General features: G+C 74.4%; 23 protein-coding genes and 3 tRNA genes. 9 read left to right on the top strand and 17 right to left on the bottom strand.

Going from position 1 to position 24,632, the window contains the following annotated elements:
* Nucleotides 1-18: 18 nt before the first annotated feature.
* Nucleotides 19-1,044 carry an NADP-dependent oxidoreductase gene (locus tag ABT048_RS26320; RefSeq protein ID WP_350523962.1) on the bottom strand — a complete coding sequence of 342 codons (1,026 nt, stop codon included), beginning with the start codon at nucleotides 1,042-1,044 and terminating at the stop codon, nucleotides 19-21.
* 103 nt (nucleotides 1,045-1,147) lie between these two features.
* Here ABT048_RS26320 and ABT048_RS26315 point away from each other — a divergent pair, with 103 nt between their 5' ends.
* Together ABT048_RS26315 and ABT048_RS26310 are read left to right on the top strand one after the other, a co-directional pair.
* Entirely contained in the window at nucleotides 1,148-1,612 is a 465-nt protein-coding gene (locus ABT048_RS26315; protein ID WP_350523961.1) for a MarR family winged helix-turn-helix transcriptional regulator, read from the top strand.
* Nucleotides 1,613-1,732: 120 nt separating this feature from the next.
* Entirely contained in the window at nucleotides 1,733-3,253 is a 1,521-nt protein-coding gene (locus ABT048_RS26310; RefSeq protein ID WP_350523960.1) for an LCP family protein, read from the top strand.
* Nucleotides 3,254-3,299: 46 nt separating this feature from the next.
* Here ABT048_RS26310 and ABT048_RS26305 read toward each other — a convergent pair whose 3' ends face one another.
* The 5 genes from ABT048_RS26305 to ABT048_RS26285 all read right to left on the bottom strand — a co-directional run bounded on the left by ABT048_RS26305 (nucleotide 3,300) and on the right by ABT048_RS26285 (nucleotide 6,613).
* A complete protein-coding gene (locus tag ABT048_RS26305) occupies nucleotides 3,300-4,214 on the bottom strand; it encodes a 1-aminocyclopropane-1-carboxylate deaminase/D-cysteine desulfhydrase (RefSeq protein ID WP_350523959.1) in 915 nt (304 codons plus the stop codon).
* Between the two features lie 86 nt (nucleotides 4,215-4,300).
* On the bottom strand, nucleotides 4,301-4,948 hold the full coding sequence (locus ABT048_RS26300; RefSeq protein WP_350523958.1) for a GOLPH3/VPS74 family protein: 648 nt from the start codon (nucleotides 4,946-4,948) through the stop codon (nucleotides 4,301-4,303).
* A gap of 38 nt (nucleotides 4,949-4,986) precedes the next feature.
* Entirely contained in the window at nucleotides 4,987-5,229 is a 243-nt protein-coding gene (locus tag ABT048_RS26295; RefSeq protein WP_350523957.1) for a type II toxin-antitoxin system antitoxin, read from the bottom strand.
* 9 nt (nucleotides 5,230-5,238) lie between these two features.
* Nucleotides 5,239-6,186, bottom strand: a complete 948-nt coding sequence (locus ABT048_RS26290) for an SPFH domain-containing protein (protein ID WP_350523956.1) — start codon at nucleotides 6,184-6,186, stop codon at nucleotides 5,239-5,241.
* A gap of 353 nt (nucleotides 6,187-6,539) precedes the next feature.
* Nucleotides 6,540-6,613: transfer RNA gene (locus tag ABT048_RS26285), tRNA-Ile, on the bottom strand.
* Nucleotides 6,614-6,804: 191 nt separating this feature from the next.
* Between ABT048_RS26285 and ABT048_RS26280 the strand changes: the two genes are divergently transcribed.
* Together ABT048_RS26280 and ABT048_RS26275 are read left to right on the top strand one after the other, a co-directional pair.
* Complete coding sequence (locus tag ABT048_RS26280; protein ID WP_350523955.1) at nucleotides 6,805-7,659, top strand: trypsin-like serine peptidase; 855 nt, start codon at nucleotides 6,805-6,807, stop codon at nucleotides 7,657-7,659.
* A gap of 118 nt (nucleotides 7,660-7,777) precedes the next feature.
* The gene (locus tag ABT048_RS26275; RefSeq protein WP_350523954.1) at nucleotides 7,778-8,524 is read left to right on the top strand and encodes a trypsin-like serine peptidase; all 747 of its coding nucleotides are present in this window, start codon (nucleotides 7,778-7,780) and stop codon (nucleotides 8,522-8,524) included.
* 125 nt (nucleotides 8,525-8,649) lie between these two features.
* On the opposite strand, the gene ABT048_RS26270 is transcribed toward ABT048_RS26275, so the two are convergent.
* Nucleotides 8,650-8,722 (bottom strand) — tRNA-Asn (locus ABT048_RS26270).
* Nucleotides 8,723-8,783: 61 nt separating this feature from the next.
* Nucleotides 8,784-8,856, bottom strand: a tRNA-Asn gene (locus tag ABT048_RS26265).
* Nucleotides 8,857-9,099: 243 nt separating this feature from the next.
* Between ABT048_RS26265 and ABT048_RS26260 the strand changes: the two genes are divergently transcribed.
* The 3 genes from ABT048_RS26260 (at nucleotide 9,100) to ABT048_RS26250 (ending at nucleotide 12,583) form a co-directional block, all read left to right on the top strand.
* Nucleotides 9,100-9,393, top strand: a complete 294-nt coding sequence (locus ABT048_RS26260; protein WP_350523953.1) for a hypothetical protein — start codon at nucleotides 9,100-9,102, stop codon at nucleotides 9,391-9,393.
* Between the two features lie 107 nt (nucleotides 9,394-9,500).
* Nucleotides 9,501-10,934, top strand: coding sequence for an FGGY family carbohydrate kinase (locus ABT048_RS26255; protein WP_350523952.1), 1,434 nt, complete (start codon nucleotides 9,501-9,503; stop codon nucleotides 10,932-10,934).
* A gap of 494 nt (nucleotides 10,935-11,428) precedes the next feature.
* Entirely contained in the window at nucleotides 11,429-12,583 is a 1,155-nt protein-coding gene (locus ABT048_RS26250) for a helix-turn-helix domain-containing protein (RefSeq protein ID WP_350523951.1), read from the top strand.
* On the opposite strand, the gene ABT048_RS26245 is transcribed toward ABT048_RS26250, so the two are convergent.
* The 5 genes from ABT048_RS26245 to ABT048_RS26225 all read right to left on the bottom strand — a co-directional run bounded on the left by ABT048_RS26245 (nucleotide 12,580) and on the right by ABT048_RS26225 (nucleotide 19,476).
* Nucleotides 12,580-13,782: an RNA polymerase sigma factor gene (locus ABT048_RS26245; RefSeq protein WP_502894082.1), complete on the bottom strand. Its 1,203-nt coding sequence runs from the start codon at nucleotides 13,780-13,782 to the stop codon at nucleotides 12,580-12,582. The two genes, ABT048_RS26250 and ABT048_RS26245, sit on opposite strands and share 4 nt — an antisense overlap.
* 120 nt (nucleotides 13,783-13,902) lie before the next feature.
* Entirely contained in the window at nucleotides 13,903-15,807 is a 1,905-nt protein-coding gene (gene dnaG, locus ABT048_RS26240) for a DNA primase (protein ID WP_350523949.1), read from the bottom strand.
* A gap of 67 nt (nucleotides 15,808-15,874) precedes the next feature.
* Nucleotides 15,875-17,182 (bottom strand): deoxyguanosinetriphosphate triphosphohydrolase, encoded by a 1,308-nt coding sequence (locus ABT048_RS26235; protein WP_350523948.1) that lies wholly within the window; start codon nucleotides 17,180-17,182, stop codon nucleotides 15,875-15,877.
* A gap of 125 nt (nucleotides 17,183-17,307) precedes the next feature.
* Nucleotides 17,308-18,306, bottom strand: a complete 999-nt coding sequence (locus ABT048_RS26230) for an SGNH/GDSL hydrolase family protein (protein ID WP_350523947.1) — start codon at nucleotides 18,304-18,306, stop codon at nucleotides 17,308-17,310.
* Nucleotides 18,307-18,531: 225 nt separating this feature from the next.
* Nucleotides 18,532-19,476: a PAC2 family protein gene (locus ABT048_RS26225; RefSeq protein ID WP_350523946.1), complete on the bottom strand. Its 945-nt coding sequence runs from the start codon at nucleotides 19,474-19,476 to the stop codon at nucleotides 18,532-18,534.
* A 645-nt stretch (nucleotides 19,477-20,121) separates the two neighbouring features.
* Here ABT048_RS26225 and ABT048_RS26220 point away from each other — a divergent pair.
* Nucleotides 20,122-20,856, top strand: coding sequence for a GNAT family N-acetyltransferase (locus tag ABT048_RS26220; protein WP_350523945.1), 735 nt, complete (start codon nucleotides 20,122-20,124; stop codon nucleotides 20,854-20,856).
* Here ABT048_RS26220 and ABT048_RS26215 read toward each other — a convergent pair.
* Entirely contained in the window at nucleotides 20,846-22,111 is a 1,266-nt protein-coding gene (locus ABT048_RS26215) for an ADP-ribosylglycohydrolase family protein (RefSeq protein ID WP_350523944.1), read from the bottom strand. The two genes, ABT048_RS26220 and ABT048_RS26215, sit on opposite strands and share 11 nt — an antisense overlap.
* A gap of 109 nt (nucleotides 22,112-22,220) precedes the next feature.
* On the opposite strand from ABT048_RS26215, the gene ABT048_RS26210 reads away from it, so the two are divergent.
* Nucleotides 22,221-23,216, top strand: coding sequence for a putative endonuclease domain-containing protein (locus tag ABT048_RS26210; protein WP_350523943.1), 996 nt, complete (start codon nucleotides 22,221-22,223; stop codon nucleotides 23,214-23,216).
* Here the strand turns inward: ABT048_RS26210 and ABT048_RS26205 are convergent.
* From ABT048_RS26205 to ABT048_RS26195, 3 genes are all read right to left on the bottom strand, one after another.
* Entirely contained in the window at nucleotides 23,194-23,541 is a 348-nt protein-coding gene (locus tag ABT048_RS26205) for a transcriptional regulator (RefSeq protein WP_350523942.1), read from the bottom strand. The two genes, ABT048_RS26210 and ABT048_RS26205, sit on opposite strands and share 23 nt — an antisense overlap.
* Nucleotides 23,541-24,014, bottom strand: coding sequence for a hypothetical protein (locus tag ABT048_RS26200; protein WP_350523941.1), 474 nt, complete (start codon nucleotides 24,012-24,014; stop codon nucleotides 23,541-23,543). The genes ABT048_RS26205 and ABT048_RS26200 overlap by 1 nt, the downstream gene beginning before the upstream one ends.
* Nucleotides 24,015-24,093: 79 nt before the next feature.
* Entirely contained in the window at nucleotides 24,094-24,606 is a 513-nt protein-coding gene (locus ABT048_RS26195; protein ID WP_350523940.1) for a ribonuclease, read from the bottom strand.
* Nucleotides 24,607-24,632 lie beyond the last annotated feature (26 nt).

The following is a 24,632-nucleotide window of genomic DNA, read 5'->3' as shown; positions in this document are numbered from 1 at the left end:
GGCGGTCGTGACGGTGCGTCAGCCGTCCAGGCGGACGACCATCTTGCCGGTGTTGGCGCCGCGCAGCAGGCCGAGGAAGGCGTCCACCGTGCTGTCGATGCCCTCGGTCACCGTCTCGCGGTACTTGAGCTCACCGGAGCGCACCCACGCCGAGACCTCCTCGACGAACTGCGGCTGGAGGTCGTAGTGGTCGCCGACGAGCAGGCCCTCCATCCGGAAGCGCTTGGCGATGATCTGCGCCAGGTTGCGCGGGGCCGGGGTGGGCTCGGTGGCGTTGTACTGCGAGATCATGCCGCACACCGCGATCCGGCCGTGCAGGTTCATCACCTCGATCGCCGCCTCAAGGTGCTCGCCGCCGACGTTGTCGAAGTAGACGTCGATGCCGTCGGGGGCCGCCGCCCGCAGTTGGTCGACCACCGGGCCGTTCTTGTAGTTGAACGCGGCGTCGAACCCGTACTCCGCCACGAGGAGCTCGACCTTGTCGTCCGAGCCGGCGGAACCGATCACCCGCGCCGCGCCCTTCAGCTTGGCGATCTGGCCCACGATGCCGCCCACCGCGCCGGCCGCGCCGGACACGAACACCACGTCGCCGGCCTTGATCTCCGCGATCCGGGTCAGCCCCGCGTACGCGGTGAGCCCCGGCATGCCGAGGACGCCGAGGTAGGTGGAGAGCGGCGCGGCGTCCGGGTCCACCTTGACGGCCGTCCGGGCGTCGAAGGTCGCGTACTCGCGCCAGCCGAAGAAGTGCAGCACGTAGTCGCCCTCGGCGAAGCCCTCGGCCTGCGAGGCGACGACCCGGCCGACCGCCCCGCCCAGCATCGGCTCGTTCAGCGCGTACGGCTCGGCGTAGGACTTGCGGGCCGACATCCTGCCCCGCATGTACGGGTCCACCGAGAGGTAGGCGTTGCGGACCAGGATCTCGCCCGGGCCCGGGGTCCGGACCGGGGCCTCGACCAGGGCGAAGTCGGTCGGCACCGGCCAGCCCTCGGGGCGGGCGGCGAGGTGCCATTCACGGGCGGTGGCGGGGGTGGTCTGCTCTGCCATGGGTGGCGCTCCTTGCGGTTCAGGCACATGAAAGGTTGAGCAACTGAAGTAACGATGGACATAAAAGGTTCACCTTGTCAACTTTTCAGGTAGACTCTGGCGCATGGACACTCAGCCGGTCCGGGACGCCACGCCGCAGCCCGACGAGATCACCCGCGAGGTCGTCGACCTCATGGCCAACCTGGTCGCGCTCTTCCACCGCGAGTACGAGGACGCCGCCGCCGCCCGTTCGCTCACCGGCGCCCAAGCCAAGGTGCTCGCACTGCTGCGGCGCGGGCCGATGCCGATGCGCCAGATCGCCCAGACGCTCAGCTGCGAACCGTCCAACATCACCGGCATCGTCGACCGGCTGGAGTCCCGCGGCTTCGTCACCCGCGAGGCGGACCGGCAGGACCGCCGGGTCAAGCTGGTCGCGGCCACCGACACCGGGTCGGCCGCCTCCGCCGAGCTGCGAGAGTCCCTGAACTTCGCCCGCGAGCCGCTGGCCGCGCTCGGCCCGGACGAGCGGACGGTGCTGCGCGACCTGCTCCAGCGGATGCTCGCGGGCGCCTCCGGCCCCGGCGCGTGACCAGCATCACAGGCCCGACGGGCGACCCGTTCGCCCATCGGGGGTAACCGAACCGCCCCCCGGAACGTCTAACGTTCGAATCATCGAACGCGAGAAACCTGAAGACGGGGGGCACGGAGGATGGGCAGCAGCACGCGCCGGCGCCGGTACCTGCGCACCGCCATCGGCCTGGCCGCCGTTCTGGTGCTGTCGGTCGTGGGTGCCGGAGCCTGGTTCTACCACCGGCTGGACAGCAACATCACCACGTTCGACGCGGGCGGTGTCGCCACCGAACGCCCGCCGGCCCCCGTCCCGGCCAGCCCCGGCGCCTCCGTGCCGGTCAACGTGCTGCTGCTCGGCTCGGACACCCGCGACGACGGCAACAACGCGCTGGGCGGCGGCGACGAGGGCGTCGGCCACTCGGACACCGCGATCGTGCTGCACATCTACGCCGACCACAAGCACGCCGTCGGCGTCTCCATACCCCGCGACACCCTGGTCACCGTCCCGTCCTGCCGGCTGCCGAGCGGCGCCTGGACGACGGCCAAGAACGACCAGATGTTCAACTCCGCCTTCTCCGTGGGCGACGCCCCCAAGGGCAACCCCGCCTGCACCCAGAACACCGTGGAGAAGCTCACCGGGCTGCGGATCGACCACACCGTGGTGGTCGACTTCAAGGGCGCGGCCGCGATGGCCGACGCCGTGGGCGGCGTGGAGGCCTGCGTGCCCAACGACGTCAACGAGTACGGCATCCACCTGAAGAAGGGCCTGCAGAAGCTCTCCGGACAGTCCGCCGTGGACTACCTGCGGGCGCGCCACGGCATCGGCGACAACTCCGACGTGGGCCGGATGAAGCGTCAGCAGGCCTTCCTCTCCTCGATGATCAAGAAGGTCCAGGGCCAGGGCTTCTCGCTGCCCACCCTGCTGCCGCTGGCGGACGCCGCCACCAAGTCGCTCACCGTGGACGAGGGGCTGGGCACCGCGATGAAGCTGGTGGACTTCGCCCGCTCGGTGCAGGACATCAAGCTCTCCGACGTCACCTTCGTCACCGCGCCCTGGCGCTACGCGGGCGACCGGATCCGGCTGGTCCAGCCGGACGCCGACACCCTCTGGAAGCTGCTGCGCGAGGACCGCACCCTGGACGGGCAGAGCACCGCCGGGACGGGACAGGTGACCTCCTCCCCCGCCGCCACCCCGGCCGCCGGGACGCCGCTCACCCCCGAGCAGGCCGCGGCGCCGATCACCGTGGTCAACGGCGTCGGCACCCCCGGCCTCGCGGGCTCCGCCGAGCAGACGCTCAAGGGGCGGGGCTTCCTGAACATCACGCTCGGCTCCAACGCCCCGGGGCACCAGGCCACCCGGATCGCGTACGACCCCGCGCTGAAGGCCACCGCCGACCAGGTGGTGGCGCTGTTCCCCGGCGCCCAGGCGGTCGAGGAGCCCGGCTCGGAGGCGATCACCGTCACGCTCGGCGCCGACTACCGGTCGGCCGGCACGCAGATCAACGCGCTGTCCTCCCCGAGCCCGACGCCCGGCACCGCGGCCGACGGCACGCCGGGTGCCGCACCGAGCACCGCACCGAACGGCGGCATCCCCACCGGCATAGCGGAGAACACCCGCAACGCCGACACCGATCCGTGCGCCAACCTGACCTTCGGCTGACCGGCCCGGCAGCGGGCCGACCGGGCCCGGCTGCCCGGCTGCCCGGCTATTCGGGATCGGGCAGCCCGGTGACCACCGCGGTGAGGCGGGTGCCGGGCGGGAAGGCGCCCGCCCCGGCCAGGTCGGCCAGCGCGGCGAGCAGCTTGGCGACGTAACGCCGCTCCAGCGGGACGCCGTGGCGGCGCTCGAACCGCTCGGCGAAGGCCGCCAGCTCCGCCGGGACCCTGCCGTAGCCGCCGCCGTGGTGCGCGTGGTCGATCCGCCAGTTGTCGAACCCGCGGCCGTACGCCGCCCGGTGGAGCCGGGTGACCTCCGCCTCCAGGTAGCCCTCGCCGCCGCGCAGCACGGCCACGCCGAGCGCCCGTGCGCCCGGCGGCAGGCCCGCCGCGATGCCCGCCAGGGTGCCGCCGGTGCCGACCGGGCAGCAGACCACGTCGCGGGCGCCCAGATCGGGCAGTTCGGCCGGGATCGCGGCGGCGCCGACGGCGGCCAGGGCGTTGGAACCGCCCTCCGGGAGCACCAGGCAGGGGCCCCAGCGGCGCTGCAGCCCGTCGTCCGTCCCCCGGTCGAGACCGGCCCGGCCGGTGGCCTCCCGGTACGCGGACCGGGTCAGGAACTCCAGCCGCATCCCGGCCGCCTCGGCGGCCCGCAGCGACCAGTTGCGCGGCCGGTCCGCCAGTTCCTCACCGCGGACCAGGCCCACGCTCTCCAGCCCGAGCGCCCCGGCGGCGGCCGCGACGGCCCGCAGGTGGGTCGAGTAGGCGCCGCCGAAGGTCAGCAGCCGGGTGTGGCCCCGCTCGACGGCGGCGGCCAGGTTGGGCGCGAGCTTGCGCCACTTGTTGCCGGGGACGCTCGGGTGCAGCAGGTCGTCCCGCTTGAGCCGCAGTTCCACCCCGGCCCGGGCGAACGCCTCGTCGGTGCAGTCCACCAGCGGGGTCGGCAGCAGGGCGGGTTCGAGCACCCGGCCAGCTTACGGGCCCCGGCGGGCCGTCCGGACGGCACGGAGCCCGGCCGCCGACCGGCGACCGGGCTCGCGGGAGAGGCCGGTCAGCCCCCCGCCGCACCGTCGGCGCGGGTGGCGTTGACGGCCCGGCGCAGCGCCCGCGGGACGGGGCCGGCTGCGGGGGCCAGCTTGTCGATCCGGGCGCGGAACTCGCGCCGCCCGCTCCAGGTCAGGACCGTGCCCAGCTGGGCCGCGTCGACCAGGGCGACCAGGGCGGCGTCCGCCGGGTCGACCCGGCTGAGCGGGCCCTTCAGCGCCGAGCCGACCGACGCCACGAGCGACTTGCGCAGCCGGGGCTCCGTCAGGACGACCCTGGTGGACGGGAACAGTCCGAGCAGCCGGCGCGGCTCGACCCGGATCCGGCCGGCCGCCGCCAGGCCGTCCCGGACCACCCGCGCGGCGCGGGCGGTCGGGCCGCGGTTCCGGCCGACCCAGCTCTGCCAGCTGCGCCGCCGCTCCTGCCGGATCTGCTCCAGCAGCGCGGCGCTGAGCGGGTCCAGGCCGTCGGTCGGCCCGCCGGCGACGGCGGCCGGGTACCGGCCGTCCTCGCGGATCAGTCCGCGCCGCAGGAGTTCGACGAGCGCCGCCGCCCGCACCACCAGGTCGAGCCGGTCGGTGGCGGTGAGCCGCTCGCGCTCGGGGTGGTAGGCCAGCAGGTACAGCTTCTCGGGAAGGGTGGCGGACAGGTCCATGTCGGTCTCCGAAAGGTGTTCGCGCGCCCGGCCTCCGGTCAGCCCTCGTCGGAGCCACCGGGCTCCGGACCGTCCTCGGCCGGGCTCTCCTTGGGCGGGCGTCCGCGCCGGGGAAGCCGGTTCGCGCCGCTGGGCATCCGGCCCGCGTCCGTGAGGGCGCGGCGGAGCAGGAACTCGATCTGCGCGTTGGTGCTGCGCAGGTCGTCCGCAGCCCATCTGGCGAGTGCGTCGTGAACTGAAGGGTCCAGTCGCAGCAGGATCTTCTTCCGTTCCGTCGCCACTGCCGCGCCTTACTGGTAGAGGGAGCCCGTGTTGACGACGGGCTGGGTGCCGCGGTCGCCGCAGAGCACCACCAGGAGGTTGCTCACCATGGCCGCCTTGCGCTCCTCGTCCAAGTCCACCACGTCGCGCTCGGCGAGCCGGTCCAGCGCCTCCTCGACCATGCCGACGGCGCCCTCGACGATCAGCTTGCGCGCCGCCACCACGGCCCCGGCCTGCTGGCGCTGCAGCATCACCTGGGCGACCTCCGGCGCGTACGCGAGCCTGGTGATCCGGGACTCGACCACCCGCACGCCGGCCGCGGCGACCCGGGCCGCGATCTCCGCGGAGAGCTTGCGGGCGATCTCGTCCGCGCCGTCCCGCAGCGACAACTGGCCCTCGTGGTGGGCGTCGTACGGGTAGCTGGTGGCGATGTGCCGTACGGCCGTCTCGGTCTGGATGGCGACGAAGTCGGTGTAGTCGTCCACCTCGAACACGGCCATCGCGGTGTCCTCGACCTGCCAGACCACCACGGCGGCGATCTCGATCGGGTTGCCGTCCGCGTCGTTGACCTTGGTGGTCTCGGTCTCGTGGTTGCGGATCCGCAGCGAGATGTGGCGCCGGCTGGTGAACGGGTTCATCCAGGTCAGGCCCTCGGCCCGGATGGTGCCCCGGTAGCGCCCGAGCAGCTGCACGACCCGCGCCTGGCCGGGCGAGACCACCGTCAGCCCGCACAGCAGCACCACCGAGGTGATCACCAGCAGCGGCCCGGCGACCACCAGCGCGGCACCCAACCCGCCGTTCCCGCTGGTCAGTTGGACCACGCCGGTGATGAACGACGCGACCCCCGCGACCAGGCCGAGCAACGCGCCGAAGAGCACCGGCAGTCCGGCGGCCCCGGTGACGACGCGTTCGGTGATCTTGGGGACCGGCAGGTCCAGGGCAGGGCCGTCCTCGACGGCGAAACGCGGCGTGGTCATGGGACCGACTCCTCCAACGAGTGCTGCATCCGATGGCAAAGTGATATCACTTTTTTCGCGCACCGCGCCAGGGGTCGGCAGCCGGGAAAGCGCGGGCAGGGGAGGCGGCACGGGTGGCGACACGGGAGGCGGCACGGAAGCGGCACGGGAGGCGGCACGGAGCCGACGCGGGAGGCTGCGCGAGGGCAGCGGGGGACGCCGGGGGCGATGTCCACGGGCGGGTGAATTCCGGCGCGCCACACGGGGAAAGGCGGTGGCCGCGGCCTAGACTCTGCGTCGTCGCAGGCGGCCGAGCTCCGGCTCGGAGGCCTGCCCTCGGAAGGTCCCGGGACCCTCCTCACGCATCGAGAAGGTGGGGCGGGTGGGACTCGAACCCACGACCAAGGGATTATGAGTCCCCTGCTCTAACCGGCTGAGCTACCGCCCCGGTTCGCCGCGCGCGCCGGTCGTCGGCCACGGCAGCAGCAGACGGCCCCAGCGAGGCCGTCCCGGGCAGCATAGCCGGTCGATCACCCGTGGTGCGCGCCGGGGGCGCACCTGGGTGCGGGACGGTGCGCGCCTCTCCGGGCGGCGCAGCCCGGCTGGCGGCGCGGCGCCCCTCCGGGGCAGCCTGGGCGGATGACGACACGTAGGGCGGGGGCGGCGGCCGGCGCGTTCGCGGCGGCGGTGCTGGCCGTGGCGGGCTGCACCACCTCGGCCGGGCCCGGCGGGGGCGTCCCCACAGTCACCTCGGCGCCGGCCACGACCGCCTCGGGGGACAGCCACGGCTGGAGCAGGCAGCGGCTCAGGAGCGCGGTCGCCCGGCGCACCGGGGTCACCCGGACCGCCAAGCCCACCGTGCTCAACGGCCTGGTCGGCGCGGTGTTCACCCGCAACGCCGACGGCGACCACTTCTGCACGGCCAGCGTGGTCGACAGCGCCGGGCTCAACCTCATCGTCACCGCCGCCCACTGCGTCTGGGACCCGAAGCTCGGCCAGCGCAGCGACCTGGTCTTCGTCCCCGGCTACCGGGACGGGGACACCCCCAGCGGCGTCTGGCCGCTGCTGGCGGTCACCGTCGACGACGACTGGAAGGACCACGCCGACCCGGACGCCGACGTCGCCTTCGCGGTCGTCCAAGCCCAGAACGGGCAGCAGGTCCAGCAGGTGCTCGGCGCCAACCGACTGGGCGTCAACCGCGGCTACCGGCTCCCGGTGAAGGTCACCGGCTACCCGGGCAGCAGCGACGTCCCGATCACCTGCTCGAACACCACCTCCGAGCAGAGCCCCACCCAGCTGCGGATCGACTGCCCCGACTACACCGGCGGCACCAGCGGCAGCCCCTGGGTCACCGACTTCGACCCGGCCACCAGGACCGGCACCGTGGTCGGCGTGATCGGCGGCTACCAGGAGGGTGGCGACACTCCGGACACCTCGTACAGCAGCTACTTCGGCGACCGCGTGCAGGCGCTCTACGACCGCGCCACCGGCTGACCGGGCCGACGCCGGGCACCCGACGGTGGCGCCGCCCCGCACGGCCTGGTAGATCTTCCTCACGAACGGCGGAACGCACGGCCCCGGTGCCCGCCCCGAGGAACGAGACGGAGCCCCGATGGCCCCCCGCCCGGCACGGCCCGCGCGCACGGTACGCACGGCCGCCCTGGCCGCCCTGCTGCTCGCCGCCTCCACCGCGTGCGGCGGACAGGACGGGACGCCGACCGCCGAGGTGGCGGGCCAGAACCCCGCCCGGGACCGGATCGGCACGCTCTCCCTCCACACCGCGCAGGGCCCCCGGGCCTGCACCGCCAGCGTCGTGCAGAGCCCCCGGCACAACCTGCTGGTGACCGCGGCGCACTGCGTGCAGAGCCGCCGGATCGGCCTGCTGGACGGCCTGGTGTTCACCCCGGGCTACCGCAACGGGTCCACCCCGTACGGGACTTGGCCGGTGCAGTCGGTCACCGTCGACCCGCACTGGGCCTCCGACGACGACCCGGAGTACGACGTGGCGTTCGTGACGGTGGGCACGGTCGACGGCCGGCAGATCGAGGACACGGTCGGCGGCAACCCGATCGCCACCGGGGAGGGCTTCGGCCTGTCGGTCTCGGTGACCGGCTACCCGAACGCGAGCGACGAGCCGATCACCTGCTCGGTGCGGACCCGCTCGCAGAGCGCCACCCAGGAACGCTTCGACTGCGGCGGCTACACCGACGGCACCAGCGGCAGCCCGTGGGTGACCGAGAAGGGCACCGTGGTCGGCGTGATCGGCGGCTACCAGGAGGGCGGGGAGACCCCGAGCACCTCGTACAGCGTGACCTTCGACCAGCGGGTGACCGACCTCTACCGGAAGGCGACCACCTGATTCCGGGGCCACCCGGGGCGGCGTCACGACGTGACGTACGCAACACCGTGCGACGGCAACACGAAGGCCCCCCGGTCGACCGAGGGGCCTTCGCTCTGAGCAGTCACCGGGCGCACCCGGTGCAGCTCCCGCAATTGGACTCGAACCAATAACCTGCCGATTAACAGTCGGCTGCTCTGCCAATTGAGCTATGCGGGATCGCGGCACCAACCTGCGTACCACGGACGGGACCAGGACCTCGAAGAGTCCTCCTCCCGAGCTCCCCCAATTGGACTCGAACCAATAACCTGCCGATTAACAGTCGGCTGCTCTGCCAATTGAGCTATGGGGGATCGGCTTCCGCCCCGGCCCCCGGTTTCCCGGGCTCCGCGGCGCTCGCTGCGGGACATACATTAGCGCACTCGGGGGGGTGGTCCGCCAATCGCTTTCCCCGGTTGCCCCGGGGTTGCCGCCCGGCGTGCCCGGCGCGCGCCCCCGGCCGCGTCCGGGGATGCTGGGGGCGCGGACGGTTCGCCGTCCCGACGGACGGGTAGGGCAATGCGGCAGAAGGCCGCCAGGAGAGGGTGGATCCGACCATGTGGAAGCTGTCGTTGGCCGCGGGCTTCGCGGCCGGCTACGTGCTGGGCTCGCGGGCCGGGCGTCGGCGCTACGAGCAGATCGCCAGGGTCACCCGGCAGATCGCCCGGAACCCCACGGTGCAGAGCGCGGCCGACCGGGCGCGGCACCAGGCCGGCGCGGTGGCCGGGAAGGCCGCGGGCGCGGTCGCCGACCGGGTCGGCGACCGGCTGCCGCCGTCCGTCACCGACCGGGTGCCGTACTTCAACCGGGCCCGGGCGGAGGACGACGGCTGGGGTACCTTCCGCCCGTGACGGGACGGTGACCCGAAGGCGAAGCGGGACCCAACCGGTGGTCCCGAACGGGCAACGGCTCACCCGGCCCGGACGCGTCCCGGGCCGGGCTGAGGCATGATCTCGACATGGCCATCGTCGCGGGGATAGACAGCTCGACCAGCCGTACCCGGATCGTCGCGTGCGACACGGAAACCGGGGCCGTCCTGCGCTCCGGCAAGGCGCCGCACCCCGTGCCCGAGGACCAGGACCTGCGCCCCGGCGAGGCCGACCCGCAGGTCTGGCTGCACTCGCTCGGCGACGCCGCCGCCGGCGGCCTGCTGGAGGGCGTCCGGGCGATCGGCGTCAGCGCGCAGCAGCACGGCATGATCGGCCTGGACGCGGGCGGGGTGCAGGTCCGGCCCGCGATCCTCTGGAACGACCCGCGCTCCAGCGGCGCCGCCGCCAAGCTGCTGGACGCCCTCGGCGGCCCGGCCGGCTGGACCGCCGCGATCGGCGCCGTGCCCGCCCCGACGTACACCATCGCCAAGCTGCGCTGGCTGGCCGAGTTCGAGCCCGCCAACGCCCGCCGGGTCGCCGAGGTGCTGCTGCCGCACGACTGGCTGGTCTGGCAGCTGCTCGGCCACCCCAAGCGCCGCACCACCGACCGCGGCGACGCCTCCGGCACCGGCTACTGGTCGCCGATCACCGGCGAGTACCGGCAGGACCTGATCGAGCTGGCGCTCGGCCACGGGCTCAGGGTGCCCGACGTCCTCGGCCCCGCCGAGCCCGCCGGGCACACCCCCGAAGGCCTGCTGATCTCGGCGGGCACCGGGGACAACATGGCCGCCGCCCTGGGCCTGGGCCTGCGCCCGGGCGACGCGGTGGTCTCGCTCGGCAGCGCCGGGACGATCTTCGCGGTGCACGAGGAGGCCGTGGTGGACGCCTCCGGCCTGGTGTCCTCCTTCGCCGACGCAAGCGGCCGCCACCTGCCGATGGTCGCCACCCTCAACGCGGCCCAGGTCCTGCTCTCCACCGCCGCGCTGCTCGGCCGGGACCTGGAGGGCCTGAGCGACCTCGCCCTGCACTCCTCCCCCGGCGCGTACGGCCTGGTGCTGCTGCCCTACCTGGACGGCGAGCGCACCCCCGCGCTGCCGCACGCCGCCGGCACCCTGACCGGCCTGCGCGCCGAGGCGATGACGCCCCAGCACCTGGCCCGGGCCGCCGTCGAGGGCATGCTGTGCAACATCGCGGACGCGCTGGACGTGCTGCGCGCCCAGGGCGTCGGGGTGAAACGGGTCTTCCTGCTCGGCACGGCCGGGCGGCTGCCCGCCGTCCGGCACATCGCCCCGATGCTGTTCGGCGCCCCGGTCGTGGTGCCGCCGCCGGGCGCGCACGCCGCCCGCGGGGCCGCCCGGCAGGCCGCCTGGGCGCTGGCGGGCACCGTGGAGCCGCCGGAGTGGGAGCTGCCGGACGCGCAGACCGTCGAACCCGACGGGGAACAGGACCTGGCGATCGGCTCGGCGGTGCGGCAGCAGTACCGCGCCGCCCGCGACCAGATCCACCCGGAGGCGTCGGCCTGACCGACCGACCGCGGTGGCGGCTGTCCTCACCCGCCGGTGCTGCGGCGCCGGCCCCGCCCGAGAAGCACGGGGTGCCGGCCCGGCGCGTCTGCGCCACCGGGCCGCCGCGGGAACGTCACGGCGGGAGGGCGCAGCGAAGCGCCCTCCCGCCGGTTGTCCCGGGCGGGCCGGGGCAGCCTCCCCCCGCGAGGCTGCCCCGGCCCGGTGGGGGAACCGGGACGGATTCCGGACGGCCGACGCGCGTCCGTCCGGAATCCGGACGGACCCGTCGGACGGCCGACCGCTCCGACCAGAGAACTCTGCACGACGGCCACATGGTTGTTCGAGCGTCACCTGGGCTTGTGAGACACTTCCGTCCGTCTCAGCGCCATGACCAGGGGATTGAGACGCCAGGCCGATGAGGTTGGAGACGCGGAGACACCCGAACGGCCCGGGCCGGAGCCCGTTCCGCCCGTTCACGTCCCCCGTTCCGCCCCTCACATTTGGAAGGCCGCATGGGTTCCGCCTGGAAGAACCTGCCCGAGGAGTTGTCAGAGCCCGCCAGACGCCTGGCCGAAGAGCTCCGGGCCATCAAGGACGCCGCCGGACTCTCGCTGTCCGAGCTGGCCTCGCGCACGCACTACAGCCGGGCCTCGTGGGAGCGCTGGCTGAACGGCAAGCGGGTCGTCACCGAGCAGGCGCTGGACGCGCTGATCGGGGCGGTGGACTGCGACGGGACGGCGCTGCGCGCGCTCTGGGAGCGGGCGGTGACGGCGCCCGGGGAACCGGCCGAGCCGTCGGGTGCCCCGGCGGGAACGCCGCCCCACGACGGGTCCGGCGAGGCCGTCGAGGCCGTCGAGGCCGTCGCCCCCGTCGAGCCCGTCACGCCCGGTGCGGGGTCCGCCGGGGAACCGGACGAGGCGCTGGTGACCGGCCAGGCGCCGGAGCCCGCCCCCGTCGCCTGGTGGCGGCGCCCGGCGGCGCTGCTCACCGGCGCGGCGGTGCTGGCGGCCCTGCTGGTGCTGGTCGGCCTGCGCGCCGCCCGGCACGACGGAGCGCAGACCGCCGCCGGGCCGCACCCCGCCCCCTCCGCGGTCGCCACCGCCGCCCCGGCAGCCACCCCGTCCCCGGCCGCGACCACCTCCGGCGCCCGGCCCATCCCGGCCGCTCCCACCTGCCAGGCCATGGGCTGCGACCACAAGGACCCCAAGTACACCGGCTGCGGCAAGGACGCGCGGACCCTGCACACCGACGTGATCGGCAAGGTGGTGATCTACCTCCGCTACAGCCAGGCCTGCCAGGCCGCGTGGGCCGCGATCACCGAGGGCGAGCCGAACGACTTCGCGACGATCATCGACAGCACCGGCGACAGCGAGCAGGCGCTCATCCACTACGGGTACGACAACTACTCGCAGATGCTGAACGCGTCGGACCCGACGATCGGGTTCCACCTCTGCGGGCACCAGCCGGCCGGGGACCTCTGCACCTCGGAGGTCTTCGACCTGGCCTCCGTGGTGGCCTCGACCCCGATCCCGATCGGCCCCGCCTCCCCGCCGCCGGGCACCGGAGCGGGCGCGGCCACCACCCCCGCGGCGGACCCGACGGCGGCCCCGGCCCCAGCCCCGGCGACGGCCCCGGCAGCCGCGACCGACTCGCCGACGCCGTCCTAGTCGAGGTACCCGCGCAGCTGCTCGGCGAAGGCGTGGTCGCGCAGCTTGACCAGCGTCTTCGACTCGATCTGGCGGATCCGCTCCCGCGTCACGCCGAAGACCGCGCCGATCTCCTCCAGCGTGCGGGGGCGCCCGTCGTCCAGCCCGTAACGGAGCTGGACGACCTGGCGCTCCCGCTCGCCCAGGGTGGCCAGCACCGCGTCGAGGTGCTGGCGCAGCAGCAGGAAGGTCGCGGACTCGGCGGGCGAGGCGGCGTCGGCGTCCTCGATCAGGTCGCCGAGCGCGACGTCGTCCTCCTCGCCGACCGGGGTGTGCAGCGAGATCGGCTCCTGGGCCAGCCGGAGCAGCTCCCGCACCCGTTCCGCGGTCAGCTCCAGGACGGCGGCGATCTCGGCCGCGGTCGGCTCCAGGCCGCGCTCCTGCAGCAGTCCCCGCTGGACCCGGACCACCCGGTTGATCAGCTCGACCACGTGGACCGGCACCCGGATCGTCCGGGCCTGGTCGGCCAGGGCCCGGCTCATCGACTGGCGGATCCACCAGGTCGCGTACGTGGAGAACTTGTAGCCGCGGGCGTAGTCGAACTTCTCCACCGCCCGGATCAGGCCCAGGTTGCCCTCCTGGATCAGGTCCAGCAGGGTCAGCCCGCGGCCGACGTAGCGCTTGGCGACGGAGACCACGAGGCGCAGATTGGCCTCGATCAGCCGGCGCTTGGCGATCCGGCCCCGCACCACCAGGGTGTCCAGCTCGCCGGCCAACGGGTCGGGCGGCGGCGGGTGCCCGTTCAGCCGCTCCTCGGCGAACAGTCCGGCCTCGACCCGGCGGGCCAGCTCGACCTCCTCGACGGCGGTGAGCAGGCGGATCCGGCCGATCTCGCGCAGGTACTGGCGCAGCAGGTCGGCGGCCGGGCCGCCGTTCTCGGCCGGCTCGCGGCGCGCGTCCGCCGGGTCGACGCCGGGGTCTCCCCCGGGATCTCCCCCGGGATCCGCTTCGGGCCCGGCCTCGGGCTCGTGCTCGTGCTCGGACCCGGCCTCCGGACTGTCCGGGTGGCCCTCCGGCAGGCCCTGGGCAGGGACCCGCGCACCGCCCGGGGGCGCCGCCCCGGCCCGGCCGTGGTCGGTCTCCTGCTCCCCGGCCGGTCCGGCGGGGTTCGCTCTCGTACTGGTGGTGGTCGCTGCGGCGAGGCCTTGCTCCACGGGCATCCCCTCGGGGCGGGCGCGACTCTGGCGGACCCGCGCTGTACGGAGGTGGGACGCCCTCCAGTGTGCGGTACGCCACACTCCGTGGCCGAGACTCGTGCGCCGACTTTCTGCGCAACCGTCCTACAGCGCCGCGGCACCCCGGCTCTTGAGCTGGTCGCCGTACTGCTGGAGCTGCCACAGCTCGGTCTGCACCGCGTGCAGCTGCTCGGCGTCGGCCCGGTGGCCGAGCCGCTGGAGGTAGCCGCGGACCTCGTCGATCCGGCGGTCGACGGCCAGCCGGCGCAGCCTGACCAGGAACTCCCCCGCGTAGACCGCGTCCGCCTTGCGGCGCGAGCGCACCGGCTCGACGGTCAGCTCGGTGACCAGCGAGCGCACCCGGTCGTCCGGGGAGGCCTCACGCACCGCGCTGGTGAAGTCCGGCAGGGTCGCACCGTACGCGGCGCCGCCCGCCTTGGCGATGGCCTGCCGGACGGCGGTGTACGGCGGGGTCGGGAACTCGTCCTCGCCGTAGTGGTCGAAGGCCGGGCTGACCAGGTCCGGGTGCTGCAGAGCCAGCTTCAGCAGCTCGCGCTCGACGAACTGGGCCGGGTCGCGCGGGTTGAGCCGGAAGGCGGCCTGCGCGGGGCGCGCCGGCTGCACCGGCTCGGGGCGGCGCTGCGCGGCACCGCGCGGGTTCTGCTGGCGCTCGCGGTCCCAGCGGGCCAGCTGGGAGACCCGGCGCACCACGAAGGGCTCGTCCAGGATGCCGAGCATGCCGGCCAGCCGGACGGCGTACTCGTGCTGGATCGAGCGGTCCTTGATCTTGGCGACGATCGGGGCCGCCTCCTCCAGCGCCGCCGAGCGACCCTCCGGGGTGTCCACCCGGTGCCGGGCCACCACCGAGGTCAGCGCGAACTCGAACAGCGGGACCGGGTTGTCGATCAGCTGCTTGACCGCCTCGTCGCCCTGGGCCAGGCGCAGCTCGCACGGGTCCATGCCCCCCGGGCTGACCGCGATGGAGGTCTTGGCGGCGAACTTCTGGTCGTCCTCGAAGGCCCGCAGCGCGGCCTTCTGGCCCGCGGCGTCGCCGTCGAAGGTGAAGACCGTCTCGCCCCGGTACTGGGAGGTGTCCATCAGCAGCCGACGGATGATCTTGATGTGGTCCTCGGCGAACGCGGTGCCGCAGGTGGCCACCGCCGAGGTCACCCCCGCCAGGTGGCAGGCCATCACGTCGGTGTAGCCCTCGACCACCACCGCCCGGCCCGACTTGGCGATCTCCTTCTTCGCCAGGTCGATGCCGTACAGCACGTGGGACTTCTTGTAGATCGGCGTCTCGGGGGTGTTCAGGTACTTCGGGCCGTTGTCGTCCTCGCGCAGTCGGCGGGCGCCGAAGCCGACCACCTCGCCGGCGATGTCCCGGATCGGCCACACCAGCCGGCCGCGGAAGCGGTCGATCAGGCCGCCGCGCTGGCCCTGCGAGGCCAGGCCGCCGAGCAGGATCTCCTTGTCGGTGAAGCCCTTGCCGCGCAGGTAGCGGACCAGGTGCTCCCAGCCGGCCGGCGCGTAGCCGACGCCGAAGGCCTTGGCCGCCTCCTCGTCGAAGCCGCGCTCGGCCAGGAAGCGGCGGCCGATCTCCGCCTCCGGCGAGGCCAGCTGCTCCCGGTAGTAGGCGGCGGCCACCTTGTGCGCCTCGACCAGGCGGGTGCGCTCGCCCTGCTGGTGGCGCGGGCTGTAGCCGCCCTCCTCGTAGCGCAGCGTGATGCCCGCCTGGGCGGCCATCCGCTCGACGGCCTCGGCGAAGGTGAAGTGCTCGATCTTCATCAGGAAGGCGATGGTGTCGCCGTTCTCCTGGCAGCCGAAGCAGTGGAAGACGCCCTTGGCGGGGTTCACGTAGAAGGAGGCGGACTTCTCGTCGTGGAAGGGGCAGACGCCCTTGTACTCCCCGCCGCCACCGTTGGTCAGCTGTACGTAGTCGCCGACCACCGCGTCGATCGGCAGTGCGCTGCGCACCGCCTGTACGTCTTCGTCCCTGATCCGCCCGGCCACCCCGGAAGTCTACTGGGGTGGCCGGGGTTTCGAGCAGGGGCCGGAGCCGGGCCCGCGGGCCGCCGCGTCACGCCCCGGCGGCGCCCACGAGCTTGGCGTGCAGGGCCAGCGCCGAGGCGTCGGTCAGGGTCGCGATCTGGTCGATGACCGTGCGCAGGGCGGCCCGGTCGTCCTCGGCCTCGCGGTACATCGCGGCGAACACCGGGTCCAGGCCCTCGGGGGCGCGCCGGGTGAGCACGTCCGCCAGCTCGGCGATCACGACCCGCTGGCGGGCCCGCAGCTGGGCCTGCTCGTCGCGCTGCATGACGAAGCGGACGGCGAGCGCCTTGAGCACCGCGCACTCCAGCCGGACGTCCCGCGGCACCACCAGCTCGGCGGCGTAGCGGGTGAGCCGGCCGGGGCCGTAGCGGGCGCGGGTGGCCTGCTCGGCGGCCAGGCAGAAGCGGCCGATCAGCTGGCTGGTGAGGTCCTTCAGCCCGGCCCGGTCGCGCGCCGTGCCGTCGTACGAGCGGGGCCACCACTCCTGGGCGAGCAGCCGGTCCAGGGCGGCGGCCAGCTCCTCCGGCTCGGCGTCGGAGGCGTAGCGCCGGGCGACCTCGAAGACCTCGGTGCGCTCGCTCGGGGCGCGCAGCGCGGCCGGGTCGATGTGGCCGGCCTGGAGGCCGTCCTCGACGTCGTGGGTGGAGTAGGCCACGTCGTCGGACCAGTCCATCACGGTGGCCTCGAAGCACTTGCGCCCGGCCGGGGAGCCGGCCCGCAGCCAGCGGAAGACCGGCAGGTCGTCGGCGTAGACGCCGTACTTGGGCGAGGCCGGGTCGACGGGGTGGGCGCCCTTGGTCCACGGGTACTTGGTGGCGGCGTCGAGCGCGGCGCGGGTCAGGTTGAGGCCGACGCTCCGTCCCGGCCAGGGGGCGAGCCGGGTCGACGGCTCCTCCTTGGGGGCGAAGCGCTTGGGTTCCAGCCTGGTCAGGATGCGCAGCGACTGGGCGTTGCCCTCGAAGCCCCCGCACTGCTCGGCGGCCTGGTCGAGGGCCTCCTCGCCGGTGTGACCGAAGGGCGGGTGGCCGATGTCGTGGGCCAGGCAGCCGGCCTCCACCAGGTCCGGGTCGCAGCCCAGGGCCGCGCCCAACTCCCGCCCCACCTGGGCGCATTCGAGGGAGTGGGTGAGCCTGGTCCGCGGGAAGTCGCTGCGCATCGGGGCGACCACCTGGGTGGTGCCGGCCAGCCGGCGCAGCGCCGCGGAGTGCAGCACCCGGGCGCGGTCGCGCTGGAACGCCGTCCGGCCCGGGCGCTTGTCGGGTTCGGGGACCCAGCGGGCCTCGGCGTTGTGGTCGTACGGGATCGGGTCGGCGAGGCGGTGCGCGGTGTCATCCATATGCCCCTCACGGTACGCCGCACCCCCGACACCCGGGATGTGCCGCGCACGAAGGGGCGTGGACGGGAGCGTGAACCCTTGCCCCCACGCCCCTGCGCGCCAGTAGGAGGTGCTGCGGTGGCGGTTCAGCCGCGGACGGCCTTCAGGACGACCCCGGCCACCGCCTCCTGCCCCTTGGCGTTGGGGTGGATCGGCGCCAGACCGCGGGCCGGGAACGGCGGCTCGATCCACCGCTCGCCCTCCCCCGCGCACATGTCGTGCCCCACCGAGGGCCCGGCCGTGTCCACGAACACCGCGCCGGCCTCCTCCGCGTGCTTCCTGAGCATCCCGTTGAGCTGCTTCTCCTTCTCCACCAGGAAGCCCAGGTCGGGGAGGGCCACCGTCCTGCCGAGCACCGGCAGGCAGCTCGACGGGTCGGCCGGCAGCAGCGTCGGATACCCGATCACGTACACCCGGGCCTGCGGGGAGCGCCGCTTGATGTCCTGGAGGGCCCGGCCGAGCCGGTCGCCCGCCGTGTCCACCTTGCGCTGGACCTCGTCGGTGCCGTCGGCGGAGGAGTAGTGGTCACGGCACGGCGAGGCGGCGTGGGTCTGCTTGATCACGCCCTTCACCGCGTCCACCAGGTTGTCCTTGGCGCATTCGAGCACGACCTCCATGAAACCGGCGTCGTTGCCGCCGATCCCGAGGGTGACCAGCCGGGTGTCCGCGTCCAGCGCGTCCAGCTGGGCCGGGTTGCGGCCGTTGCCCGTGGTCTGCGGTCCGGTCAGGTCCTCGGTGGTGGCGCCGCTGCAACTGACGTCCCGGAACTGCCCGGACGCCACACCGAGGCCCTTGGCCACCAGCGACGGGTAGTCGACCGCGGAGCGGAAACAGCCGCTCGGCTCGCCGGTCTGCGGCGGGATCTGCATGCCGGCGGTGTACGAGTCGCCGAGGGCGACGTACGGGCCGCCGGGCGGCGGGGTGGGTGTGGCGGACGGGGTCGCGCCGGCCTGCGCGCGAGCGGGCACGGCGCCCGCGAAGCCCTTCCCCCCGCTGTCCGCACCGCTGCCGCCGGTGCACCCGGCCAGCAGCAGCGCGGTCAGCCCGGCCGTCACGGCGACGGTCGGGCGTGTGGTCCTGGGCATGGCATCCCCCCGGGGGTACGACGAGTCACGGTCGGCTCCTCATGGCAGCCCGTCCCCCGGGCACCTCAGGCTCCAACGTACGGCCGCCGGGGATGACTCCCGCCTCCGCGAAATCCTTCCAAGGGGAACCCGCGTCCCCGACGGGAACGCCATCGGGGCCGCCCGCGCGGGGCGCCTGCCCCGCTGCCGCGGTGCGCGTCTGCTGCGGTGCGCGTCGGCGTGCGGCTACTCCGCGCCGCGCTCGTGCTCGGCCAGGAACTGCTCGAAGCGCCGCCCCAGTTCGTCCGCCGACGGCAGGTCCGTCGGCTCGGCCAGCAGGCTCTCCCGGCCCTCGGCGCCGGCCACCGCGTCGTACTGGCCCTCCATGCCGCGGATCGCCGAGCGCAACTCGCCGTCCCCCTGCGTCAGCTGCTCCTCGATGTCGGCGTAGACCTCGCCGACCCGCTCGCGCAGCCGGGTGCCGGGCAGCACCAGCCCGGTGGCGGACTGCACCGCCTCCAGGACCAGTACGGCCGCCGCCGGGTAGGCCGAGCGGGCCACGTAGTGCGGGACGTGCACGGCGAAGCCCAGGACGTCGTGCCCGGCCTCCGCCAGGCGGTACTCCAGCAGCGCCTGCGCACTGCCCGGCACCTGGGCCTGCTCGAACCACTGCGGGTACCCGGGCGCGAGGTCGAGCCGGTTGCCGTGCGGCGTCAGGCCGACCGGGCGGGTGTGCGGCACGCCCATCGGGATGCCGTGGAAGTCGATCGAGAGGCGCACCTCGAAGCGCTCCACCAGCTCGCGGACGGCGCCCGCGAAGCGCTCCCACTCGACGTCCGGCTCGGGGCCGGTGAGCAGCAGGAACGGCGCGCCCGCCGCGTCGTGGACGAGCTGGAGCAGGATCTCCGGCGGGTCGTAGGACGTCCAGTGGTCGCGGTCGAAGACCATCGCCGGGCGGCGGGCCCGGTAGTCGACCAGCCGGTCGTGGTCGAAACGGGCCACCACCTGCGGCGATCCCGTCTCCAGCAGATGGGCCACCACCTGGCCGCCGGCCTCGCCGGCGTCCATGAAGCCCTCGAAGTGCTGGAGCAGCACCAGACCGGCGCCGGTGTCGCGCAACTGCGCGGTGGCCGCGGCCACCGCGGCCACGCCCTGCTGATCCAGCTCGTACAGCGCCTGGAAGTCACGCACCGCGCACCCAACCCCGTTCTCTGCTCGTCGTCCGACCGGCTTCTCGTCCTCTCCAGCGTGCCGGGCGCCGCCGGAATTCCCGCCACGCCGGACGACTCCTCCGGGGCCGCGGCCGACCGCTCCGGACCATGATCGCACTCGGAGGAAGAATCCCTGGTCACGGGCGTGCGGGGGCCCGTTCCGGGGCGCGCCGGAGCGGCCCGCGCGGCCATTCGCGCGCCGCGAAGTGACGCACCGCCTTCTGGCGGGTATCGTCCTCTCGCTGCCTCGCATCGTCGCGTCGTCGTCACGTCGTCCGTAACGCCGTCGGCCACGTCCCGGTCCGGTGCTCGGCCAGCCACCCACGACGCATCTTGCCTTCACCTGGCCGCCTGCTTCCCTTCGCGCTCTCGTTTCCTTCTCGGCCATTTCGCGGACGCACACTGTCCCCTCGCTCTTCCCGCCGGACCGGTCCGAGGACCCGTGTCCGTTCCGGCACCCCGCGCCGCCCGTTCCGGGCCGCCGCCCCCGCCCCGCCCGACCGGATCCTCCGGCGTGCACGGCTACCCGGCGGACGGTCACGGGCCGGGGCGAAACGTCCACCGCACCCCGTGCCGCACCCCGGCCCGGGAGGCACCCTCCGACCGATGAAGGACCGAAGGTTCCGTGCCCGTACCTGTCATCCTCACCGGCCGCACCGTGCGGCTGGAGCCTCTCGCCGCGCACCACGCCAAGGCCATCGCCGAGGCCGGCGCCGAGGACCGTACGACCTACGCCTTCACCCCCGTCCCGCACGGCCTGGAAGCGGCCCGCGACTACATCGCGCGTGCCCTCGCCGACCAGGCCGCAGGACGGTCGCTGCCGTTCGCGACGGTGAACGTCGCCGACGGCCGGGTGGTGGGCTCCACCCGGTTCCTGGAACTGGACTACTGGCAGGGCCCGATGGTGTGGCCGCCGGTGCCCGGCGTGCCGTTCGGCGATCCGGCCACGGCCGTGCCGGACGCCGCCGAGATCGGCAACACCTGGCTCTCGCCGCGCGCCCAGGGCACCGGCATCAACACCGAGGCCAAGCTGCTGATGCTGCGCCACGCCTTCGAGACGTGGGGCGTGCAGCGGATCTCGCTGCGCGCGGACGCCCGCAACCAGCGCTCGCGCGCCGCGATCGAGCGGCTCGGCGCGACCTCGGAGGGCGTGCGCCGGGCCCACTCCCGCGGGCTGGACGGGGTGGTGCGGTCCACCGCGTTCTACTCGATCCTCGACGCCGAGTGGCCGGCCGTCCGGGACATCATCGAGCTGCGGATCGCCGCCGCCACCTCGCCGAGCGCCCCGGATCCGGCGATCAACCAGGAGTGCCTTAGACACGGCGGCAGCGGCGCCGGGCACCTGATGATCACGGCCTGACCGGGGACCACCTGCCGGTCACGGCGTTCCTCAGGGCCCAAGTGAGGACGGCCGGGCCGTGCGGGTCCCCGGGCGGCACCGGCCAGCGGTCGTGGGTCGACTCGACGACCGCCGAGGCCGGACGCCAGCCGCCGCGGACCCGGGTGACTGTCACCTCCCAGACCGGGTGGCCGTCCCCGGGCCGGCAGATCCTGACCGAACCCTCGTGGGTGTGCACCGCCCAACGGTGGTCCAGCACGTCCGTGTGCCGCCCGGCGCGCAGGTGCTGCCACTGTTCGTCGGTCCACTCCACCTCGGGGACGGGGTGCGGCCGCGGAACCAGCATGTCCGCACGCCCCCGGCCGCCGGTGACGGATCCGGGCTCCGGGAAGGCCCAGGCGGGCAGCGGCTCCCGGGCGGCCAGCCAGCCCGGCGGGATTCCCGCCGTGCCGGTGTGCGCGGCGACCACTCCCCCGGTGATCGCGGCCACGGTGTCCATGTCGCCGCCGGCCGCGATCGCCTCCCACACCGCCGCCGGGTAGTCGGCCAACCGCCGGGCGGCGCACCACAGGGCGTACGGGACGGTGTCGGCGGCGGAGGTCCGGCTGCCGTTGCCGAGCACCTTCGCGGCGACCCGGAGGTCCGGTTCGGCGAGCAGCCCGACCGCCTCGGTCAGGCCGTCCCGGACGGCGCCGTACGGGGTGAGCGCGACCACGGCCCGCAGGAAGTCCTCGGGCGTCGTCGGCGCGGTCCGCGCCGCGGCGGCGTGGGCGGCCGCCACCGCGACCGCGATCGAGCCGTCCACGGCCTGCGGGTGCGTGTGCGTGATCACGGCCGTGTCGGCGGCGGGCCGCACCGCAGCGGCCGGCTCGTCCGCGAACGCCGCCCCGAGCGGGGCGACCCGCATCGCGGCGCCGTTGCCGTACGAGCCCTGGCCGTCGAAGAGTTCGGCGGCCAGCCGCCGGGCGTCGCCGCCCTCCCGGACCAGCCGGAGCATCCGGTTGGCGGCCGGGCCGTAGCCGCGGTCGAAGTCGTGGCGGCGGGCGAAGGCGTGGGTGAGGTCGAAGGTGTCGATCGCGCCGCGCTCGGCGTGGGCGGCGTGCACCGAGCAGGCCATCTCGGTGTCGTCGGTCCACGGCCAGGGGCCGGGCGGGGCGGTGCGGGCGGCGAGGTGGGCGCGGGCGGTGCCGGGGACGAAGAACTGGGCTCCGAGGGCGTCACCGACGGAGAGGCCGTTGAGCGCGTCGAGCGCGGGGCCGGCGGATGGGATCGTCATATGGGCACCAGCTCAGCCGGTCGGGCGCCGCTTCGTCAACACGTTTGCCCGACAGCCCCCGACGAGGGATGTTTCGCATACCTCCGATTCGGGCGGGCAGCACCCAGGCATGACCCGCACGAACCCGCTCCACCCGGTCGCCCTGCTCGGCGCCGACCAGCAGCACATCGCCACCCGGGCGCAGCTGCGCCGGCTCGGGGTGCCCTCCGGCACCATCGCCCACCGACTGCGGCCGGGCGGGCCCTGGCAGCAGGTGCTGCCCCGGGTGATCTGCCTGCAGAGCGGAAGGTTGACGGTCCATCAGAAACTCCGGGCCGCCCTGGCCTACGCGACTCCGAAGGGGCGCGATCCGCGGGTCGGCGAGGTGCTGCTGACCGGCTTCGCGGTGCTGGCCGACGCCGGACTGCCGAGCGCCGGCCACCCGGCCGACCTCACCGCGGTCGATGTCCTGATTCCTCGTCAACGTCGCGTCTGCGACCGGGAGTTCGTCCGGATCCACCGCGCTTCCGGGGTGATGCCGGGCGGCTTCGAGCGGAACGACGGGCTGTGGAGCACCACCGTCGCGCGGGCCCTGGCGGACCTCGCGCCGGGCGAGACCGGGCAGCGCCGGTTCCGGGCGCTGTGCGCCGAGGCCGTCCAGCGGCGGCACTGTGAACTCGGCGAGCTGCTGGACCAGTTGCTCACCCGGCCGGGCGCGCTCGGGCTGCCGCACGTGGCCCGGGTGGTGGAGGACCTGACCGCCGGGGTGCGCTCGGTGATCGAGGGCGAGGCCCGCGAACTGCTCGCGCACGCGGGCCTGCCCGAACCGCTGTGGAATCCGGTGCTCTTCCTGGACGGGCGCTTCCTCGCCGTCCCGGACGCCTACTGGCCGCACGCCTGCGTGGCGCTGGAGATCGACTCCCGCGCGTGGCACCTGCGCCCGGCCGACCACGAGCGCGGCCTGGCCCGCGCCAACCGGCTCACCGCCGCCGGCCTCCCGGTCGTCCGCACCACCCCGGTCCAGCTCCGCCGCGACCCGGCCCCGGTACTCCACGAACTGACCGCCCTGGTCACCACCGGCCCCCACGGCCCCCACGGCCGCATCACCTGGCGCCGGGCCAGGTGACCCCTTCGGCCGCCGAGGCGTGCCTGGCTCCGGCCGTCTCGGCGGCGGCGACGATCCGCTGCAGTTCGGCAAGATGTGCGGCGAGGGCGGCACGACCCTCGCGAGTGGCGGCGAGCCAGGTACGCGGGCGCTTGCCGACGTAGCCCTTCTTGACCACCAGGTAGTCGACCTCTTCGAGGGCGGTGGCGGCCTTGCTGAGAACGGAGTCGGAGACCCCGCAGTGATCGCGGACGGCAGCGAACTCGGCCTCCTGGCAGGCACCGAGGAAAGCCAGCACGGTGAGCCGGGTGGGGTGCTGGAGCAGCGGGTCGAGGACAGGCGGCATCAGTGCCCCTCCCGCAACCGCCGGACCCGGCGGTTGAGTCCGCGGCTCGCCGCCCAGAAGGCCGACCCTGCTGCGGCCCCGGCCGTCAGACCGATCCACAGGGGATCGCCACCCGCCCAACGGGCGAGTGCCAGGCCGGCCGACGCCGCAGCCAGCACTCCGAGGACGGTCAGCACCACGGGGCCGCCGAGACCGGGCGCCATCCGGCGCTGGACGACGCCACCACTGCGCACCGCCCACCAGCCGCCGAGGCCGGACACGACGGCCCAGGCGCCACTGATCAGTCCGATCAGCCAGACCCGGTCGGCTGCGACGGCCGCGCCCTCGGCCGTCCCGACCCCGGTGAAGCCGGCAGCGATCGCCGGTCCGTACCAGCCGGGCGTGGGGCTCGGACGCCGGGCAGCCGCCCCCGCGTCGCGGGCCAGGCGCAGCGCCTCGACGGCGGGCAGGTCGGCAGGAATGGAGTCGCTCATGGAATCCCCCTCGAAGCGATGGTGATTCCACTCTGGCACAGTCTTTCCAAGTCGGAAAGTACCTTCCGTTGACGGCCGTTCAGCAGCGGGGGTCGATCTCCTGGAAGGTGGCGTAGTGGTCCGCGGACCAGTACTGCTCGCCGGCGTTGCCGGTGACGACGCGGCGGGTGCCGCGGTCGTCGGAGCCCGGGGTGACGACGGTGTACTCGTGGTAGTAGCCGTCGGACTTCCGGGGGAGGCGGCTCTCGCGGTTCTCGAAGACGATGCCGTCGCGGTTGTAGGGGTACGGGCCGCCCTTGGCGATCAGGCCGAGGGTGTCCTGGGCCTGGCTGGGGAGCTTGGTGCGGCAGACGTCCGCCAGTGCGGGGTCGGCGGGGACCCAGGTGCCGGACGGCGGGGACGACTTGGGGGCCGAGGGCTTGGGGGCCGCGGACCTGCCCGTCGAGGTGCCCGCGGTGGCGGCCGCCGTGGCGCTCGCCGCGGCCTTGGGGTGGCTGCCGCCGCCCTTGCCGGCGAGCAGGTAGCCGGCTCCGGCGAGGACCACCAGGATCAGGACGGCCACGACGACGAGCGGGCTCTTGCTTCTGGTCATGCGCCCCAGCTTGGCAGGCACCGGTG

The organism is Kitasatospora sp. NPDC096140 (assembly GCF_040303045.1).
Classification (GTDB): domain Bacteria; phylum Actinomycetota; class Actinomycetes; order Streptomycetales; family Streptomycetaceae; genus Kitasatospora.
The sequence above is the reverse complement of the archived record's forward strand: the minus strand, read 5'-3'. Positions and strand labels throughout refer to the sequence as shown.